The organism is Ligilactobacillus agilis, assembly GCF_025311475.1.
Lineage (GTDB): Bacteria > Bacillota > Bacilli > Lactobacillales > Lactobacillaceae > Ligilactobacillus > Ligilactobacillus agilis.
Map to the genome: position 1 here is coordinate 311,193 of NZ_CP104397.1, position 16,609 is coordinate 327,801.

27 protein-coding genes and 1 pseudogene are annotated in these 16,609 nt (G+C 41.5%); 27 read left to right on the forward strand and 1 reads right to left on the reverse strand.

Annotated elements, in window-relative coordinates; all coding sequences use genetic code 11:
* Window positions 1–194: 194 nt before the first annotated feature.
* From rpsL to fusA, 3 genes are all read left to right on the forward strand, one after another.
* On the forward strand, window positions 195–608 hold the full coding sequence (gene rpsL, locus N4597_RS01355) for a 30S ribosomal protein S12 (protein ID WP_050610967.1): 414 nt from the start codon (window positions 195–197) through the stop codon (window positions 606–608).
* Window positions 609–665: 57 nt separating this feature from the next.
* Window positions 666–1,136: a 30S ribosomal protein S7 gene (gene rpsG / locus N4597_RS01360; protein ID WP_050610968.1), complete on the forward strand. Its 471-nt coding sequence runs from the start codon at window positions 666–668 to the stop codon at window positions 1,134–1,136.
* A gap of 133 nt (window positions 1,137–1,269) precedes the next feature.
* Entirely contained in the window at window positions 1,270–3,363 is a 2,094-nt protein-coding gene (fusA, locus tag N4597_RS01365) for an elongation factor G (protein ID WP_050610969.1), read from the forward strand.
* 46 nt (window positions 3,364–3,409) lie between these two features.
* Here the strand turns inward: fusA and N4597_RS01370 are convergent, their stop codons facing one another.
* Entirely contained in the window at window positions 3,410–3,958 is a 549-nt protein-coding gene (locus N4597_RS01370) for a cysteine hydrolase family protein (RefSeq protein ID WP_056976955.1), read from the reverse strand.
* 283 nt (window positions 3,959–4,241) lie between these two features.
* Between N4597_RS01370 and rpsJ the strand changes: the two genes are divergently transcribed.
* The 24 genes and pseudogenes from rpsJ (at window position 4,242) to N4597_RS01490 (ending at window position 16,581) form a co-directional block, all read left to right on the forward strand.
* Complete coding sequence (gene rpsJ / locus N4597_RS01375; RefSeq protein WP_023859562.1) at window positions 4,242–4,550, forward strand: 30S ribosomal protein S10; 309 nt, start codon at window positions 4,242–4,244, stop codon at window positions 4,548–4,550.
* Between the two features lie 38 nt (window positions 4,551–4,588).
* Window positions 4,589–5,212, forward strand: coding sequence for a 50S ribosomal protein L3 (gene rplC / locus N4597_RS01380; protein WP_056976956.1), 624 nt, complete (start codon window positions 4,589–4,591; stop codon window positions 5,210–5,212).
* 24 nt (window positions 5,213–5,236) lie between these two features.
* Window positions 5,237–5,860: a 50S ribosomal protein L4 gene (gene rplD, locus N4597_RS01385; protein ID WP_050610972.1), complete on the forward strand. Its 624-nt coding sequence runs from the start codon at window positions 5,237–5,239 to the stop codon at window positions 5,858–5,860.
* The gene (gene rplW, locus N4597_RS01390; protein WP_260904249.1) at window positions 5,860–6,144 is read left to right on the forward strand and encodes a 50S ribosomal protein L23; all 285 of its coding nucleotides are present in this window, start codon (window positions 5,860–5,862) and stop codon (window positions 6,142–6,144) included. The genes rplD and rplW overlap by 1 nt, the downstream gene beginning before the upstream one ends.
* A gap of 30 nt (window positions 6,145–6,174) precedes the next feature.
* Window positions 6,175–7,005 (forward strand): 50S ribosomal protein L2, encoded by an 831-nt coding sequence (rplB, locus tag N4597_RS01395; protein WP_056976958.1) that lies wholly within the window; start codon window positions 6,175–6,177, stop codon window positions 7,003–7,005.
* A 57-nt stretch (window positions 7,006–7,062) separates the two neighbouring features.
* Window positions 7,063–7,347: a 30S ribosomal protein S19 gene (gene rpsS / locus N4597_RS01400; RefSeq protein WP_050610975.1), complete on the forward strand. Its 285-nt coding sequence runs from the start codon at window positions 7,063–7,065 to the stop codon at window positions 7,345–7,347.
* 15 nt (window positions 7,348–7,362) lie between these two features.
* Window positions 7,363–7,710: a 50S ribosomal protein L22 gene (rplV, locus tag N4597_RS01405; protein WP_050610976.1), complete on the forward strand. Its 348-nt coding sequence runs from the start codon at window positions 7,363–7,365 to the stop codon at window positions 7,708–7,710.
* Between the two features lie 13 nt (window positions 7,711–7,723).
* A pseudogene (gene rpsC, locus N4597_RS01410) lies at window positions 7,724–8,429 on the forward strand (30S ribosomal protein S3).
* On the forward strand, window positions 8,383–8,817 hold the full coding sequence (gene rplP / locus N4597_RS01415) for a 50S ribosomal protein L16 (RefSeq protein WP_050610978.1): 435 nt from the start codon (window positions 8,383–8,385) through the stop codon (window positions 8,815–8,817). Before rpsC ends, rplP begins: the two are co-directional and overlap by 47 nt.
* Window positions 8,807–9,037 carry a 50S ribosomal protein L29 gene (rpmC, locus tag N4597_RS01420; RefSeq protein ID WP_050610979.1) on the forward strand — a complete coding sequence of 77 codons (231 nt, stop codon included), beginning with the start codon at window positions 8,807–8,809 and terminating at the stop codon, window positions 9,035–9,037. The genes rplP and rpmC overlap by 11 nt, the downstream gene beginning before the upstream one ends.
* A 25-nt stretch (window positions 9,038–9,062) precedes the next feature.
* Window positions 9,063–9,329, forward strand: a complete 267-nt coding sequence (rpsQ, locus tag N4597_RS01425) for a 30S ribosomal protein S17 (protein WP_050610980.1) — start codon at window positions 9,063–9,065, stop codon at window positions 9,327–9,329.
* A gap of 66 nt (window positions 9,330–9,395) precedes the next feature.
* Entirely contained in the window at window positions 9,396–9,764 is a 369-nt protein-coding gene (gene rplN, locus N4597_RS01430) for a 50S ribosomal protein L14 (protein ID WP_003692955.1), read from the forward strand.
* A gap of 36 nt (window positions 9,765–9,800) precedes the next feature.
* The gene (gene rplX / locus N4597_RS01435) at window positions 9,801–10,106 is read left to right on the forward strand and encodes a 50S ribosomal protein L24 (RefSeq protein ID WP_050610981.1); all 306 of its coding nucleotides are present in this window, start codon (window positions 9,801–9,803) and stop codon (window positions 10,104–10,106) included.
* 29 nt (window positions 10,107–10,135) lie between these two features.
* Window positions 10,136–10,678, forward strand: coding sequence for a 50S ribosomal protein L5 (gene rplE, locus N4597_RS01440; RefSeq protein ID WP_050610982.1), 543 nt, complete (start codon window positions 10,136–10,138; stop codon window positions 10,676–10,678).
* Between the two features lie 14 nt (window positions 10,679–10,692).
* Window positions 10,693–10,878, forward strand: a complete 186-nt coding sequence (locus tag N4597_RS01445) for a type Z 30S ribosomal protein S14 (RefSeq protein WP_082174170.1) — start codon at window positions 10,693–10,695, stop codon at window positions 10,876–10,878.
* A gap of 34 nt (window positions 10,879–10,912) precedes the next feature.
* Window positions 10,913–11,311, forward strand: coding sequence for a 30S ribosomal protein S8 (rpsH, locus tag N4597_RS01450; protein WP_050610983.1), 399 nt, complete (start codon window positions 10,913–10,915; stop codon window positions 11,309–11,311).
* Between the two features lie 31 nt (window positions 11,312–11,342).
* Window positions 11,343–11,879, forward strand: a complete 537-nt coding sequence (gene rplF / locus N4597_RS01455; RefSeq protein ID WP_056976960.1) for a 50S ribosomal protein L6 — start codon at window positions 11,343–11,345, stop codon at window positions 11,877–11,879.
* 44 nt (window positions 11,880–11,923) lie between these two features.
* Window positions 11,924–12,280, forward strand: coding sequence for a 50S ribosomal protein L18 (gene rplR / locus N4597_RS01460; RefSeq protein ID WP_082174171.1), 357 nt, complete (start codon window positions 11,924–11,926; stop codon window positions 12,278–12,280).
* 21 nt (window positions 12,281–12,301) lie between these two features.
* A complete protein-coding gene (gene rpsE, locus N4597_RS01465; RefSeq protein WP_050610986.1) occupies window positions 12,302–12,802 on the forward strand; it encodes a 30S ribosomal protein S5 in 501 nt (166 codons plus the stop codon).
* Window positions 12,803–12,815: 13 nt separating this feature from the next.
* The gene (rpmD, locus tag N4597_RS01470; RefSeq protein WP_050610987.1) at window positions 12,816–12,998 is read left to right on the forward strand and encodes a 50S ribosomal protein L30; all 183 of its coding nucleotides are present in this window, start codon (window positions 12,816–12,818) and stop codon (window positions 12,996–12,998) included.
* 35 nt (window positions 12,999–13,033) lie between these two features.
* Window positions 13,034–13,468 (forward strand): 50S ribosomal protein L15, encoded by a 435-nt coding sequence (gene rplO / locus N4597_RS01475; protein WP_050610988.1) that lies wholly within the window; start codon window positions 13,034–13,036, stop codon window positions 13,466–13,468.
* Window positions 13,469–13,470: 2 nt separating this feature from the next.
* Entirely contained in the window at window positions 13,471–14,763 is a 1,293-nt protein-coding gene (gene secY, locus N4597_RS01480; RefSeq protein ID WP_056976961.1) for a preprotein translocase subunit SecY, read from the forward strand.
* A 144-nt stretch (window positions 14,764–14,907) separates the two neighbouring features.
* A complete protein-coding gene (locus N4597_RS01485) occupies window positions 14,908–15,819 on the forward strand; it encodes a DMT family transporter (RefSeq protein WP_056976970.1) in 912 nt (303 codons plus the stop codon).
* A 105-nt stretch (window positions 15,820–15,924) separates the two neighbouring features.
* Window positions 15,925–16,581, forward strand: coding sequence for an adenylate kinase (locus N4597_RS01490; protein ID WP_050610990.1), 657 nt, complete (start codon window positions 15,925–15,927; stop codon window positions 16,579–16,581).
* Window positions 16,582–16,609: the final 28 nt, after the last annotated feature.

A 16,609-nucleotide genomic window follows, 5' to 3' on the forward strand; every position in this document is an offset into this window, starting at 1 on the left:
ACGGGCTGATTGTGGTAACCTATTAAAGGTGCTTTATGTGAACAGTTCTCTTGGATGATTCCAAGATCGTGCTGGCTGTGAGCTTGGCACACATTTCAACATGCGTCTCGGACGTAATTTTTTTAAACCTAAAAAAGAAACTCCTGGATGTGTGGACTTAAATAATTAGGAAATAAGGAAGGAGGAAGCTTTAGATGCCTACAATCAACCAATTAGTTCGTAAGGGTCGTAAATCTAAAGGTTCAAAATCTAATGCCCCAGCTTTAAACTTTGGGTATAACTCATTTAAGAAAGTGCAAACTAACAACTCTGCACCACAAAAACGTGGGGTTGCTACTCGTGTCGGTACAATGACACCTAAGAAGCCTAACTCTGCTTTACGTAAGTATGCTCGTGTTCGTTTATCAAACTTAATCGAAGTTACAGCTTACATCCCAGGGATTGGCCACAACTTACAAGAACACAGTGTTGTACTTATCCGTGGTGGTCGTGTAAAAGACTTACCTGGGGTTCGTTACCACATCGTTCGTGGTGCCTTGGATACAGCCGGTGTTGACGGTCGTATGCAAAGCCGTTCTAAGTATGGTACAAAGAAACCTAAGAAATAATTTTAAAATAAGTAATTAAAAACGAAAAGTAACTAGTATTTGAGGAGGTCATTTTAGATGCCAAGAAAAGGTGCCGTAGCAAAACGCGAAGTACTCCCAGATCCAATTTATAACTCAAAATTGGTTACTCGCTTAATCAACCGTTTAATGTTAGATGGTAAGCGTGGGACTGCATCAAAAATTTTATACCAAGCATTTGATATTATTAAGGAACAAACAGGTAATGATCCATTAGAAGTCTTCGAAGAAGCAATGAAGAACATCATGCCTGTTCTTGAAGTTAAGGCTCGCCGTGTTGGTGGTTCTAACTACCAAGTTCCTATCGAAGTTCGTCCAGACCGTCGGACTACTTTAGGTTTACGTTGGTTAGTAAACTACTCACGTTTACGTGGTGAACACACAATGCCAGAACGTTTGGCAAAAGAAATCATGGACGCAGCTAACAACACTGGTGCTTCTGTTAAGAAACGTGAAGACACACATAAGATGGCTGACGCTAACCGTGCTTTTGCACACTACCGTTGGTAAGATTTTTCCAAATGGCTATTATACGATTGCTACAATCTATAGTAGTCATTTTTTTGAAAAAAGCGCCTAAAGCTTTATAATATAAGTGTATTACTTTTAACTATTTGATTTTTGGAAGGAGAGAGACTCTCACATGGCAAACAAACGTGAATTCCCATTGGAAAAAACACGTAACATCGGTATTGTTGCCCACATCGATGCTGGTAAGACAACTACTACCGAACGTATCTTGTACTACACAGGTAAGATTCACAAGATTGGTGAAACACACGATGGTGCTTCCCAAATGGACTGGATGGAACAAGAACAAGAACGTGGGATTACTATCACATCTGCCGCTACTACAGCGCAATGGAAAGACCACCGCATCAACATCATCGATACCCCAGGGCACGTTGACTTCACTGTCGAAGTTGAACGTTCATTACGTGTTCTTGATGGTGCCGTTGTTGTTTTGGATGCTCAATCAGGGGTAGAACCACAAACAGAAAACGTATGGCGTCAAGCTACTACATACGGTGTTCCACGTATTGTTTTCATTAACAAGATGGATAAGATTGGGGCTAACTTTGACTACTCAGTAAGCACAATCAAGGACCGTTTGCAAGCTAACCCATTACCAGTTCAAATGCCTATCGGTGCAGAAGATCAATTTGAAGGTGTTATCGACTTGATCGAAATGAAGGCCGATTTATACGATGAAGATGAACTTGGTTCAAAATGGGATGTTGTTGATGTTCCTGACGAATACAAGGAAGAAGCTGAATCACGTCGTGATGAAATGATTGAAGCTTTAGCTGATGTTAACGAAGACATCATGGAAAAATATCTTGATGGTCAAGAAATTTCCAACGATGAAATCCGGGCAGCGATTCGTCAAGCTACTTTGAACTTGGATGTTTACCCAGTCTTTGCTGGTTCTGCCTTCAAGAACAAAGGTGTGCAAATGATGCTTGATGGGGTTAACGACTACTTACCATCACCAGTTGATGTTAAGCCATACAAGGCAACTAACCCTGACACTGACGAAGAGGTTGAATTGATTGCTGACGATAACAAGCCATTTGCTGGTTTGGCCTTCAAGATTGCAACTGATCCATTCGTTGGTCGTTTAACTTTCTTCCGTGTTTACACTGGGACTTTAGAAGCTGGTTCATACGTCTTGAACGCAACTAAGGGCAAGCGTGAACGTGTAGGTCGTTTACTTCAAATGCACTCAAACAACCGGACTGAAATCCCTGAAGTATTCTCAGGTGATATCGCCGCTGCTATCGGTTTGAAGAACACTACTACTGGGGACTCATTAACTGATCCTAAGACTCCATTATTACTTGAATCAATGGAATTCCCAGAACCAGTTATCCAAGTTTCTGTTGAACCTAAGTCAAAAGCTGACCAAGATAAGATGGATGTTGCTTTACAAAAACTTGCTGAAGAAGATCCTACTTTCAAGGCAGAAACTAACCCAGAAACTGGTGAAACTTTAATCGCCGGGATGGGTGAATTGCACTTAGATATCATCGTTGACCGTATGAAGCGTGAATTTAACGTTGAAGCAACTGTTGGTGCTCCACAAGTTGCTTACCGTGAAACATTTACTAAGCAAGTTTCCGCTCAAGGTAAATTTGTTCGCCAATCTGGTGGTAAAGGTCAATACGGGGATGTTTGGGTTGAATTTACTCCTAACGAAGAAGGTAAAGGCTTCGAATTCGAAGATGCTATCGTCGGTGGGGTTGTTCCTCGTGAATACATTCCTTCAGTTGAACAAGGTTTGAAAGAAGCTATGCAAAACGGGGTCTTAGCAGGTTACCCATTAATCGATGTTAAGGCTAAGTTATATGATGGTAGCTACCACGATGTCGACTCTAGTGAAGCTGCCTTCAAGGTTGCTGCTTCCCTTGCATTACGTAACGCCGCTCCTAAGGCTGGTGCCGTAATCCTTGAACCAGTGATGAAGGTTGAAATCATTGCTCCTGAAGATAACTTGGGTGATGTTATGGGCCACGTTACAGCTCGTCGTGGTCGGGTTGAAGGTATGGAAGCTCGTGGTAATGCACAAGTTGTTAATGCCTTTGTACCATTGGCTGAAATGTTTGGTTACGCAACTACTTTACGTTCAGCAACTCAAGGTCGTGGTACATTCACAATGACTATGGACCACTACGAACCAGTGCCTAAGTCAATTCAAGATGAAATCATCAAGAAAAACGGTGGCAACGCTGAATAATTAAGTTAATAAAAAGAGGTTGAGTTTTGGCTCAACCTCTTTTTATTTAGATTAATTTAGCCCCTAAGCAAGTCTTGAAGTGGTTTAAGGCCCAGTCATGACCGTTTGCATCAAAGCTGGCAACAGCCTTTTTAGGGATAGTTAACTGGTAGTTTAAGTTATAGGCGCTGACTGCTGTATGTAAGACGCAAATGTCGGTGCAAACCCCGCTTAAGGTTAGGTCGGTAATTTGCCGACTGCGCAAGTAATTATCTAAGTTGGTATTTTGAAAACTAGAGTAGCGGTTCTTAGCAAATGCATAGACGTTTTCAGAATCTTGGTGGGCTTGATACCAGTCGTTTAAGGGTCCGTAAAATTCTTGCCCCCAAGTTCCTTCTATATTATGTGGGGGAAAGAGTTTGTTTTCAGGGTGGTAAGGATCGTTTAGGTGGTGGCAGTCAGTCGGAAGAATTACATAGTCGCCGGCAGCTAGGAAAGAGTCAGCCAGGTCAATGATAGTTGGGGCTAAATCCTGGGCAACTTGGCCACAGGTTAGGGCACCATTGGTAGCAACAAAGTCGTTAGTATAATCGATAATTAAAAGTGCTTTAGGCATAGGAAAACCTCCTTAGAAAAGTTATCTTTAATATAGAAGAAATTAGCTAGAAAAGCAAAAAAATATTTTTCAAAAAACGCTGAAAAGTTCTTGCAAAATATTTTTACTTGTAATATTATAGAAAGGTACTTGTGCAAGGGACAAGTATTATATTAGTTGTTACACATTTTTGAATAAGCTATGATGTAGAAGGTTGCGACACACCCGGATGCTTTGCCACGAGCGTGGCGGTAATTTCTACGGAGCTAGTCTTATTTTTAAAATAGACGAAGGAGGGAACACAATGGCAAAACAAAAAATTCGTATTCGTTTAAAAGCTTACGAACACAGAATTTTAGATCAATCTGCTGACAAGATTGTTGAAACAGCAAAGAGAACAGGTGCACAAATTTCTGGTCCGATTCCACTACCAACGGAACGTACATTATATACGGTTATTCGTTCACCACACAAATACAAGGATTCTCGTGAACAATTCGAAATGCGCACACACAAGCGTTTAATCGATATTGTTAACCCAACACCAAAGACTGTTGACTCATTAATGAAGCTTGACTTACCATCTGGTGTTGACATTGAAATTAAATTATAATTTACTGAATAAATAAAAAATTAATTGGAGGTGTACTCATGGCCACTAAAGGAATCTTAGGGAAAAAAGTAGGGATGACACAAGTTTTCACTGAAAACGGCGAATTAGTACCTGTAACTGTTGTTGAAGTTGGTACTAACGTTGTTTTACAAGTTAAGACAGTGGAAAATGATGGTTACGAAGCTATTCAATTAGGTTTCGATGACTTACGTGAAGTGTTATCAAACAAACCTGCTAAAGGTCATGCAGCAAAAGCAAATACTGCTCCTAAGCGCTTCGTTCGTGAAATCCGCGATGTTGAGCTTGGAGAATACAAAGTCGGTGACGAAGTTAAGGCAGACTTATTCGAAGCTGGCGACATCGTTGATGTAACAGGTACGTCTAAAGGACATGGTTTCCAAGGGGCAATCAAGTTCCACGGACAATCACGTGGTCCTATGGCTCACGGTTCACGTTACCACCGTCGACCTGGTTCAATGGGGGTTATCATCAACCGTGTTATGAAGGGTAAATTATTACCTGGACGTATGGGTGGTAACCGAGTAACGATCCAAAACTTGGAAATCGTTAAAGCTGATGTTGAAAATGGCGTTCTTATGATTAAGGGTAATGTCCCAGGGGCAAACAAGTCCTTAGTTGTTGTGAAGAGCGCAGTTAAATAATAGAGGAAGGGAGGAAATTTTAACATGCCAACAGTTGCATTATTCAAACAAGATGGTACTCAAAACGGTGAAGTTTCATTAAACGACGCAGTTTTCGGTATCGAACCAAACAACAACGTTGTCTTTGATGCAGTGCTTATGCAACGTGCTTCATTACGTCAAGGTACACACGCTGTTAAGAATCGTAGTGCTGTTCGCGGTGGTGGTAAGAAGCCATGGCGTCAAAAGGGTACAGGTCGTGCTCGTCAAGGTTCTATCCGCTCACCACAATGGGTTGGTGGTGGTACCGTATTTGGTCCTACACCACGTTCATACGCATACAAGCTTCCACGCAAAGTTCGTCGCTTAGCTATCAAGTCCGTCCTTTCTCAAAAGGTCTTAGACGAAAGCTTAGTTGTAGTTGATGCATTGAACTTCGATGCACCAAAGACAAAGGCATTTGCGGAAGTTTTAAATAACTTAGATGTTAAATCCAAGGTTTTAGTAGTTCTTGAAGATGACAACAAGCAAGCTGCTTTAGCTGCTCGTAACTTAGCTAACGTTACAGTTATCCCAGCTAAGGGCTTAAATGTTTTAGATGTTGTTAACAACGACAAGTTAGTCATCACTCAAGGAGCTCTTTCTCAAGTAGAGGAGGTTCTTGCATAATGGAAACACGCGATGTAATTTTACGTCCGGTCATCACAGAAGCTTCTATGGCTGACATGGACAACAAACGTTACACATTTGATGTTGACACTCGCGCAACTAAGACACAAGTTAAGCTTGCTATCGAAGACATCTTCGATGTTAAGGTTGCTAAGGTAAACATCATGAATGTTAAGGGCAAAAAGAAGCGCATGGGTCGCTACGAAGGTTTCACTAAGAAACGTCGTAAGGCTATCGTTACTTTAACTGCCGACTCAAAAGAAATTAAATTCTTTGAAGACTAAGAGATAATTTTGTAACAGGAGGGAAACATAGTGGGAATCAAGAAATTCAAACCAACCTCTAACGGTCGTCGTAATATGACTGGTTCTGACTTTGCAGAAATCACAAAGACAAGCCCAGAAAAGTCCTTGCTTGTTTCATTAAATAAGACTGCAGGTCGTAACTCATACGGTCGTATCACTGTTCGTCACCGTGGTGGTGGTCACAAGCGTCAATACCGTTTGATCGATTTCAAGCGTGTTAAAGATGACGTTCCTGCAATCGTTAAGGCAATCGAATATGATCCAAACCGTTCAGCTAACATTGCTTTAATCGTTTATGCTGATGGTGTGAAATCATACATCCTTGCACCAAAGGGCCTTGAAGTTGGCCAACAAGTTCAATCTGGTAAAAATGCTGATATCAAAGTGGGTAACACTTTAGCATTAGCTGATATCCCAGTTGGTACTGTTATTCACAACATCGAATTAAAGCCAGGTAAGGGTGGACAATTAGTTCGTTCAGCTGGTACTTCAGCTCAATTACTTGGTAAGGAAGGCAAGTACGCAATCGTACGTTTAGCTTCTGGTGAAACTCGTATGATTCTTGTAACATGCCGTGCTACTATCGGTGCTGTTGGTAATGAACAACACGAATTAATTAAGGTTGGTAAAGCTGGTCGTTCACGTTGGGCCGGCAAGCGTCCACAATCTCGTGGTTCTGTAATGAACCCTAACGATCACCCACACGGTGGTGGGGAAGGTAAAGCCCCTGTTGGTCGTCCATCTCCTATGTCACCATGGGGTAAGAAGACTACAGGTCTTAAGACACGTTCTAAGAAGGCTAAATCAAACAAATTTATCATCCGTAAACGTAAGAAGTAATCACTTAGCACTAGTTGCATAGTGATTCATCCTGTAATCTGAGAGGAGGATACACAGTTGAGTCGTAGTTTGAAAAAAGGACCTTTCGTCGACGAACACTTGATGAAAAAGGTTGAAGCACAAGCTGATAAGGAAAAGAAGTCCGTTATCAAGACATGGTCACGTCGTTCTACAATTTTCCCTAGCTTTATTGGTTACACAATCGCTGTTTATGATGGGCGGAAGCATGTGCCAGTTTACATCCAAGAAGACATGGTTGGCCACAAGTTAGGTGAATTTGTACCTACTCGTACTTTCCACGGACACGTAGCCGACGATAAGAAGACAGGCGTAAGAAAATAATAGGGAGGAAATCACATGGCTGAACAAGTAACATCAGCAAAGGCAACTGCCAAAACAGTTCGAATCCCTGCACGTAAAGCACGTCTAGTGATCGACCTTATTCGTGGCAAGAGTGTTGCCGACGCATTGGGAATTTTAAAATTCACACCACGTTCTGGTGCCCAATTAATCGAAAAAGTTTTAAAATCTGCAATTGCTAACGCAGAAAACAATTTTGACTTAGATGTTGAAGATTTATATGTTAGCGAAGCTTTCGTGAACGAAGGACCAACATTGAAACGTTTCCGTCCTCGTGCTAAGGGTTCCGCTTCTCCAATCAACAAGCGTACAAGTCATATCACAGTAGTTGTATCTGTAAAATAAGGAGGGATAACGCGTGGGTCAAAAAGTAAATCCAACTGGATTACGTGTCGGAATCATTCGTGACTGGGATGCAAAATGGTATGCTGAAAAAGACTTTGCATCAAACTTGCACGAAGATTTACACATCCGTAACTACATTGAAACAAAATTAGCCGACGCATCCGTTTCTACCGTAGAAATCGAACGTGCTGCAAAGCGGGTTAACATTTCTATCCACACAGCTAAGCCTGGGATGGTTATCGGTAAAGGCGGTTCTGAAGTAGAAAAACTTCGCGAAGAATTAAACAACTTAACAGGCAAGCGAGTACACATCAACATTGTGGAAATCAAGAAGCCTGATTTAGAAGCTAAATTAGTTGGTGAAAGCATTGCTCAACAATTGGAAAACCGTGTTGCTTTCCGTCGTGCTATGAAGCAAGCTATCCAACGCACAATGCGTGCTGGCGCAAAGGGTATCAAGGTTCAAGTTGCTGGTCGTTTGAACGGGGCAGATATGTCACGGGTAGAACGTTTCTCAGAAGGAACTGTTCCTTTGCACACATTACGTGCTGATATTGATTATGCATGGGTTGAAGCTGCAACTACATACGGTAAATTAGGTGTTAAGGTCTGGATTTACCGTGGTGAAGTTTTACCTACAAAGAAAGAAAAATAAAGGAGGGAAATTAACCTATGTTAGTACCAAAACGTACAAAGCATCGTCGCGAATTCCGTGGTAAGATGCGTGGTGAAGCTAAAGGTGGCAAGGAAGTTACTTTTGGTAAATACGGTTTACAAGCTGTTGGTTCACACTGGATCACAAACCGTCAAATCGAAGCTGCTCGTATCGCGATGACTCGTTACATGAAGCGTGGTGGGAAAGTTTGGATCAAGATTTTCCCTCACAAGTCATACACAGCTAAAGCTATTGGTGTTCGTATGGGTTCTGGGAAAGGTGCTCCTGAAGGTTGGGTAGCTCCTGTAAAGCGTGGCAAAGTTATGTTTGAAATCGATGGTGTTTCAGAAGAAGTTGCACGTGAAGCTTTACGTTTAGCTTCCCACAAGCTCCCAGTTAAGACTAAGTTCGTTAAACGTGAGGAAGTAGGTGGCGAATCAAATGAAGGCTAATGAAATTCTTGAAAAGAAAGACAAGCAAGTCAGAGATGAAATCAAGACATTAAGTTCAACTGAATTAGTTGATCTTGAAAAGCAATTCAAAGAAGAATTATTCAACTTACGCTTCCAACTAGCTACCGGTCAATTAGAAAATACCGCACGCTTAAATAAAGTACGGAAGAATATCGCTCGCATTAAAACTGCGTTGCGTCAAGCAGAATTAAACAAATAGAATACGAAAAGGAGGCTAACCACGAATGAGTGAAGGTCGTAACCAACGCAAAGTCTACCAAGGACGTGTCGTTTCTGACAAGATGGATAAAACTATCACTGTTGTTGTTGAAACTTACAAGAACCACAAAGTTTACGGCAAACGTGTTAAGTATTCCAAGAAATTTAAAGCACATGACGAAAACAACCAAGCTAAAGTTGGCGATATCGTCAAGATTATGGAAACTCGCCCATTGTCAGCTACAAAACGTTTCCGTTTATTAGAAATCGTTGAAAAAGCAGTTATTATCTAGTTTGTATTTAAGATAAATTGCAGTTGATTCGTATTCTTATCTAATAACGAAAGGAGGACACATACCGTGATCCAACAAGAAAGTCGTTTGAAAGTCGCTGATAACTCCGGTGCCCGTGAAATCTTAGTTATCAAGATTTTAGGTGGTTCTCGTGTGAAGACTGCTAATATCGGTGACATCATTGTTGCTACTGTTAAACAAGCAACACCAGGTGGCGTTGTCAAAAAGGGTGACGTTGTAAAAGCTGTTGTTGTTCGTACAAAATCTGGTGCACACCGTGCAGATGGTTCATACATCAAGTTTGATGAAAATGCTGCTGTTATCATTGGTGAAGACAAATCACCAAAAGGTACACGTATCTTCGGACCAGTTGCTCGTGAATTGCGTGACGGAAACTTCATGAAGATTGTTTCCTTAGCACCTGAAGTATTATAATAACCATCTATCTGGCAAGGAGGTGCACAAAGAAAAATGTTCGTTAAAAAGAATGATAAAGTTAAGGTAATTGCCGGTAAAGATAAGGGTAAGGAAGGCGTTATTGAAAAAGTTTTCCCTGCTAAGGACCGTGTAATTGTTAAAGGTGTCAACATCGTTAAGAAACACCAAAAGCCAACTAACGCAAATCCTAACGGTGGGATTGTTGAAGTTGAAGCACCAATTCATGTTTCTAACGTGATGCTCATCGATCCTTCTAACAACGAAGCAACACGTGTTGGCTTTAAGGTAGAAGATGGTAAGAAAGTCCGTGTTTCTAAGAAGACAGGTAAAACACTTTAATTAGTTAAGGAAAGGAGGATACTTTCTTCATGGTTAACCGTTTAAAAGAAAAATATGACAAGGAAATTGTCCCATCATTGATGGAAAAATTTAACTACTCATCAATCATGCAAGCACCTAAGGTTGAAAAGATTGTTCTTAACATGGGTGTTGGTGATGCTGTAAGCAACGCTAAGAATTTAGATGAAGCTGTTGACGAATTAACATTGATTGCTGGTCAAAAGCCAGTTATCACTCGTGCTAAGAAGTCAATCGCCGGCTTCCGTTTACGTGAAGGGATGGCTATCGGTGCCAAGGTTACATTACGTGGCCAACGTATGTACGAATTCTTAGATAAGTTAGTTTCAGTATCCTTACCACGTGTTCGTGACTTCCACGGTGTAAGCAAGCGCGCTTTCGATGGTCGTGGTAACTATACATTAGGTGTGAAGGAACAATTAATCTTCCCTGAAATTGATTTTGATAATGTTAACAAAGTTCGTGGTTTAGATATCGTTATCGTTACAACTGCTAACACTGACGAAGAATCACGTGAATTATTAACTCAACTTGGTATGCCATTCGCTAAATAAGGGGGCTTATAACATTGGCTAAAAAATCACAAATTGCAAAGAATAAACGCCCAGCTAAGTTCTCAACTCAAGAATATTCACGTTGCGAACGCTGTGGTCGTCCACATTCTGTTTATCGTAAATTTAAGTTATGCCGTGTTTGCCTGCGCGATCTTGCTCACAAGGGTCAAATCCCTGGTATGAAGAAAGCTAGCTGGTAAACCATAAAGACAAGGTAAAGGAGGCAAACAAAACATGGTCATGACTGATCCAATTGCAGACTTCTTGACACGTATTCGTAACGCCAACATGGCAAAGCACGAATCTGTAGAAGCACCTGCTTCAAAAATCAAGCGTGATATCGCTGAAATCCTTAAGAACGAAGGATTTATCCGCGATGTTGAATACATCGATGACGACAAGCAAGGCGTTATCCGCGTATTCTTGAAATATGGTAAGAACAATGAACGTGTAATCTCTGGTATCCGTCGGATTTCCAAGCCAGGTTTACGTTCATACGTAAAAGCAGATGCAGTTCCTAAGGTTTTAAATGGTTTAGGTATTGCAATCATCTCAACATCTGAAGGTGTTGTAACAGACAAAGTGGCTCGCGCTAAGAAAATTGGTGGCGAAGTTATTGCTTACGTTTGGTAATATATAAAAACCATAAGGAGGTGTCCATCCAGTGAGTCGTATTGGTTACAAGGAAGTTGATTTACCAGCAGGCGTTGAAGTTAAGCAAGACGGTAACGTGGTTACTGTTAAGGGGCCTAAGGGTGAATTAACTCGTGAATTTTCTGATAAGATCAAAATGAACATCAACGGTAACGTTGTTACTTTTGAACGTTCAGCAGAAGATAACAAGACTAAAGCATTACACGGTACTACACGTGCTAACTTCCACAACATGGTTGTTGGTGTTACTGAAGGTTTCACTAAGGAACTTGAATTACGTGGGGTTGGTTACCGTGCGCAAATGAAGGGTACAACGTTAGTTCTTAACGTTGGTTACTCACACCCAGTAGAATTTGAAAAAGAAGATGGCATTGAATTTGCAACTCCATCTGCTACTCAAGTTACTGTTTCTGGGATTAACAAGGAAATCGTAGGGGACGTGGCTGCCCGCGTTCGTGCTACACGTGCACCAGAACCTTACAAAGGCAAAGGTATTCGCTATGTTGGTGAATTCGTTCGTCGTAAGGAAGGTAAGACTGGTAAATAATAATGCAGCATAGGCTGTTCAAATAAATCTAAGAGGTGAAAAAAGTGATTTCAAAACCAGACAAGAATAAGACACGTCAAAAACGTCATGCACGTGTCCGTGGTAAGATCTCTGGTACTGCTGAGTGCCCACGCTTAAATGTTTATCGTTCAAACAAAAACATCTACGCTCAAGTTATTGATGACGTAGCGGGTGTGACGCTAGTTAGTGCCTCTACATTAGACAGTGAAGTTAGTGGCAACACCAAGACTGAACAAGCTGCTTCAGTTGGGGCTGTTGTTGCAAAGCGTGCTGTAGAAAAGGGTATCACTGAAGTTGTATTTGATCGTGGCGGATACCTATACCATGGTCGTGTTCAAGCTTTAGCTGAAGCTGCGCGCGAAAATGGCTTAGACTTTTAGGAAAAGGAGGAAATAACGATAATGGCTTTTATTGATCCAGCTCAATTAGAATTAGAAGATCGCGTTGTAGCGATTAACCGCATCACTAAAGTTGTTAAAGGTGGACGTCGTCTTCGTTTTGCCGCTTTAGTAATTGTCGGTGACCACAACGGCCACGTAGGTTTTGGTACTGGTAAGGCTCAAGAAGTTCCAGAAGCTATCCGTAAGGCTGTTGAAGCTGCTCGTAAGAACTTAATCGAAGTTCCTATGGTCGGAACAACACTTCCTCACGAAGTTGTCGGTCAATACAGTGGTAGTCGTATCATGTTGAAACCAGCTATTGCCGGTTCTGGAGTTGCTGCTGGTGGCGCGGTTCGTGCCGTTATGGAACTTGCAGGTGTTAGTGATGTTACAAGTAAATCATTAGGTTCCAACACACCAATCAACGTTGTACGTGCTACAATGGATGGTTTAGCAAACATGAAGAGTGCTGAAGCAGTTGCTGCTTTACGTGGCGTTTCTGTTCAACACTTAGCAGAGTAAGGAGGACATATTCATGGCTAACTTAAAAGTTACATTAGTTCGTTCTGTCATTGGACGTCCTCAAAACCAACGTGAAATTGTTAAAGGTTTAGGCCTTGGCAAGGTAAATAGCTCAGTTGTTGTTCCTGACAACGCAGCTATGCGTGGTGTGATCAGAAAAATCAATCATTTAGTGGACGTTGAATTGGCTAAATAGTCAATATTTAGTTTAATAAGGAGGTGCCAACCCTAATGAAATTACATGAATTACATGCAGCGGAAGGCTCACGTCACGTACGCAATCGTGTCGGTCGTGGTACTTCATCCGGTAACGGTAAAACTGCAGGTCGTGGTCAAAAAGGTCAAAAGGCTCGTAGCAAAGTGCGTGTAGGTTTTGAAGGGGGACAAATGCCTTTGTTCCGTCGGATGCCTAAGCGCGGTTTCAAGAACATTAACCGTAAAGACTACGCAATCGTAAACTTAGAAACTTTAAACAAATTTGAAGACGGTGCAGAAGTAACACCAGCATTGTTGGTTGAATCTGGCCTAATCAAAGATGAAAAAGATGGTATCAAAGTTTTAGGTAACGGTGAATTGAAGAAGAAGTTAACTGTTAAGGCTAACAAATTCTCTGCATCTGCTAAAGCAGCCATCGAAGCAGCAGGCGGTCAAGCTGAGGTGATTTAAGCATGCTTAAAACAATGAAGAACGCCTTGGCTGTAAAAGAGATTAGAAATAAAATCCTATTTACCCTTGGTGTCTTGATTGTATTTCGTTTAGGCACTTATATCACTGTCCCTGGGATCAACGCACAGGCTCTGTCTAGCGTTGCGTCTTCAGGGTTAATTAGTATCTTGAACACTTTTAGTGGTGGTGGTTTAACTAACTATTCCATCCTCGCAATGGGGGTTTCTCCTTATATTACCGCCCAAATCGTGGTCCAATTATTACAAATGGATATTGTTCCGCGCTTTGTGGAATGGAGTAAGCAAGGGGAAGTCGGACGCCGGAAGTTAAACCAAGTGACTAGGTACTTAACAATTGTGCTAGCGTTTGTACAATCAATTGGGATTACTGCTGGGTTTAATGCTTTGAGTAGCTTGAACCTGGTGACTAATCCAGGAATTAAAACATATATCAGTATTGGCATTATCCTTACTGGTGGAACCATGTTTACCACTTGGTTAGGTGATATGATTACTGAACGGGGCTTAGGTAACGGAATTTCCATGATTATCATGGCCGGGATTTTAGCCCGCATCCCAACGGGTATTTACCAAATTTACACTGAGCAATTTGGTAGTGCTTCACAGATTTGGCAACCAATCTTGTATGTTGTGATCCTTATCTTGGTAATCTTGATTATTGTGACCTTTGTAACTTATGTACAACAAGCAAATTATAAGATTCCTATTCAATATACAAGACGCCTGGCTGGGGCATCAGAAAATTCATACTTACCACTAAAGGTTAATGTTGCGGGGGTTATTCCAGTCATCTTTGCCAGCTCCTTTATTGCCACGCCGCAAACAATCTTGTTGGCATTCACGGCAAACCACTCTGAGGACACCTGGTACCAAGTGATGACTAATATTTTCTCAACTTCAACGGTTGCGGGAATGACCCTTTACACAGTGCTGATTGTCTTATTTACTTTCTTCTATGCTTTCGTGCAAGTTAACCCTGAAAAATTATCAGAAAACTTGCAAAAGCAGGGAAGCTACATTCCTTCTGTTTGGCCAGGACTAGAAACGCAAAAGTATGTGTCACGCTTACTGATCCGGTTGAGTTCTGTCGGCTCACTTTTCTTGGGCTTAGTTTCACTAATTCCGTTAGTTGCTTCCGCCGTTTGGGGCTTGGACGAATCTATCGGACTTGGAGGAACCAGTCTGTTGATTGTGGTCGGGGTTACATTGGAAACAATGCGCCAATTAGAAGGTATGATGATGAAACGCGAATACGTTGGTTTCATCCGCGAATAATAATTTAAGCAAAAAAGATTAGTCTAAATTAAGGCTAATCTTTTTTTGATTTAATAAATGAACATGTTGCGGGCAAAATAGGCTAAAATAGAAAAGTTGAGTTAATTATTAGGAAAGGGTGAGGATGTGAATAATAAGCACATTATGAAAGGAATCACGATTGCTGCGATTGCCTCAGCAATTTGGGGGATTTCCGGGACAACGATTCAATTTATTTCTCAAAATCAAAACCTACCAGTAGCATGGTATCTATCGGTTAGGACTTTAGGGGCAGGTACAATTCTTTTGCTCATCAGCTTGCTGTTATATCGCAAGCAAACCTTTGCGATTTTCAAAGATAAAACGGCGCTAGCCTGGTTGCTGGCCTATGCGACTTTAGGGTTGATGGCTAACCTGTTAACCTTTTATTTAGCTATTCAAACAGGAAATGCGTCCACTGCGACCGTTTTACAGTACTTGAGTCCACTCTTTATCGTTATCGGGGCCTTAGTCTTTAAACGGCAGACCCCCATGAAAACGGACTTAATTGCTTTCATAATCTCCCTCTTAGGGGTAGTGTTAGTGATTACTAAGGGTGATTTTACCCAGTTAGCCATTTCAGTGGAATCTTTGCTGTGGGGAATTGGTTCCGGGATAACCGCGGCCTTTTACATTGTTTTACCCCGGCCATTAGCTAAGGACTACTCTCCGATTATTACCTTGGGGTGGGGAACTTTTATTGCCGGGATTTTATTTAACCTCTATAACCCTGTCTGGGTTGGGGGACCGAAATTGACCTTGCCAATCATTTTGTCGGTATCAACGGTCATCATTTTTGGGACGATTATTCCCTTTGCCCTCTTACTTTACAGTGCGCGCTTTGCACCGTCAGATGTCATCGGGATTATGGATGCCTTGCAACCCGTAACGACCACGATTTTAAGTGTAATTTTCCTGAAATTAAGCATTAACGTTATGGAAGTTATCGGCATCTGCTTGGTAATCATAGCGATTTATGTCTTGCAGCGGGGGAGAAGAAACCTTGAAGCGGTAAATTACCGGGAGGCAGATTTTTAATGGGGAATGTTAGAAAAGATTAGCCAATCTTAGGGCTAGTCTTTTTTATTTGCTGTAAAACAGGTATAATATGAAGTGTAATTATATTTTTGGAGGCAAGACCTTATGGCAATGAACTTAATGTTAATGGGACTTCCTGGTGCAGGGAAAGGGACCCAAGCAGAACGAATCGTAGATACATACAAGATTCCTCATATCTCAACCGGGGATATTTTCCGGGCAGCAATGAAAAATGAAACCCCAATGGGCTTAGAAGCTAAGAAGTACATCGACAAAGGTGAACTTGTACCAGACGAAGTAACTAACGGCATCGTTAAGGAACGCTTGGCACAAGCTGATACTAAAGATGGTTTCTTACTTGATGGCTTCCCACGGAACATGGCCCAAGCAAAGGCTTTAGAAGAAATTGGGAAGGAATTAGATCGCCCACTGACAGGGGTAATCAACATCCACGTTGACCCAGAATCATTGATGGAACGTTTAACTGGTCGTTACATCTGCCGGGCTTGTGGTGCTACTTACCACAAGGTCTTCAACCCAACCAAGGTTGAAGGAACCTGTGATCGCTGCGGGGGCCATGAATTCTTCCAACGTGAAGACGATAAGCCAGAAACAGTTAAGAACCGCTTGGAAGTTAACATTAAGATGAACACACCGTTACTTGACTTCTACAAGGAACAAAACCTCTTACACGAAGTTAACGGTAACCAAGAAATCGACAAGGTCTTTGCAGATGTTAAGTCTGTTTTAGATAACCTTTAAGATATTAGGCATTCAGGCATTGCTTGAA

Excerpts from the sequence above, each read along its gene's own strand:
- rpsL (WP_050610967.1), top strand. The coding sequence starts at position 195 with ATGCCTACAATCAACCAATTAGTTCGTAAGGGTCGTAAATCTAAAGGT.
- rpsG (WP_050610968.1), top strand. The coding sequence starts at position 666 with ATGCCAAGAAAAGGTGCCGTAGCAAAACGCGAAGTACTCCCAGATCCA.
- fusA (WP_050610969.1), top strand. The coding sequence starts at position 1,270 with ATGGCAAACAAACGTGAATTCCCATTGGAAAAAACACGTAACATCGGT.
- N4597_RS01370 (WP_056976955.1), bottom strand. The coding sequence starts at position 3,958 with ATGCCTAAAGCACTTTTAATTATCGATTATACTAACGACTTTGTTGCT.
- rpsJ (WP_023859562.1), top strand. The coding sequence starts at position 4,242 with ATGGCAAAACAAAAAATTCGTATTCGTTTAAAAGCTTACGAACACAGA.
- rplC (WP_056976956.1), top strand. The coding sequence starts at position 4,589 with ATGGCCACTAAAGGAATCTTAGGGAAAAAAGTAGGGATGACACAAGTT.
- rplD (WP_050610972.1), top strand. The coding sequence starts at position 5,237 with ATGCCAACAGTTGCATTATTCAAACAAGATGGTACTCAAAACGGTGAA.
- rplW (WP_260904249.1), top strand. The coding sequence starts at position 5,860 with ATGGAAACACGCGATGTAATTTTACGTCCGGTCATCACAGAAGCTTCT.
- rplV (WP_050610976.1), top strand. The coding sequence starts at position 7,363 with ATGGCTGAACAAGTAACATCAGCAAAGGCAACTGCCAAAACAGTTCGA.
- rplP (WP_050610978.1), top strand. The coding sequence starts at position 8,383 with ATGTTAGTACCAAAACGTACAAAGCATCGTCGCGAATTCCGTGGTAAG.
- rpmC (WP_050610979.1), top strand. The coding sequence starts at position 8,807 with ATGAAGGCTAATGAAATTCTTGAAAAGAAAGACAAGCAAGTCAGAGAT.
- rpsQ (WP_050610980.1), top strand. The coding sequence starts at position 9,063 with ATGAGTGAAGGTCGTAACCAACGCAAAGTCTACCAAGGACGTGTCGTT.
- rplX (WP_050610981.1), top strand. The coding sequence starts at position 9,801 with ATGTTCGTTAAAAAGAATGATAAAGTTAAGGTAATTGCCGGTAAAGAT.
- rplE (WP_050610982.1), top strand. The coding sequence starts at position 10,136 with ATGGTTAACCGTTTAAAAGAAAAATATGACAAGGAAATTGTCCCATCA.
- rpsH (WP_050610983.1), top strand. The coding sequence starts at position 10,913 with ATGGTCATGACTGATCCAATTGCAGACTTCTTGACACGTATTCGTAAC.
- rpsE (WP_050610986.1), top strand. The coding sequence starts at position 12,302 with ATGGCTTTTATTGATCCAGCTCAATTAGAATTAGAAGATCGCGTTGTA.
- rpmD (WP_050610987.1), top strand. The coding sequence starts at position 12,816 with ATGGCTAACTTAAAAGTTACATTAGTTCGTTCTGTCATTGGACGTCCT.
- rplO (WP_050610988.1), top strand. The coding sequence starts at position 13,034 with ATGAAATTACATGAATTACATGCAGCGGAAGGCTCACGTCACGTACGC.
- secY (WP_056976961.1), top strand. The coding sequence starts at position 13,471 with ATGCTTAAAACAATGAAGAACGCCTTGGCTGTAAAAGAGATTAGAAAT.
- N4597_RS01485 (WP_056976970.1), top strand. The coding sequence starts at position 14,908 with ATGAAAGGAATCACGATTGCTGCGATTGCCTCAGCAATTTGGGGGATT.
- N4597_RS01490 (WP_050610990.1), top strand. The coding sequence starts at position 15,925 with ATGGCAATGAACTTAATGTTAATGGGACTTCCTGGTGCAGGGAAAGGG.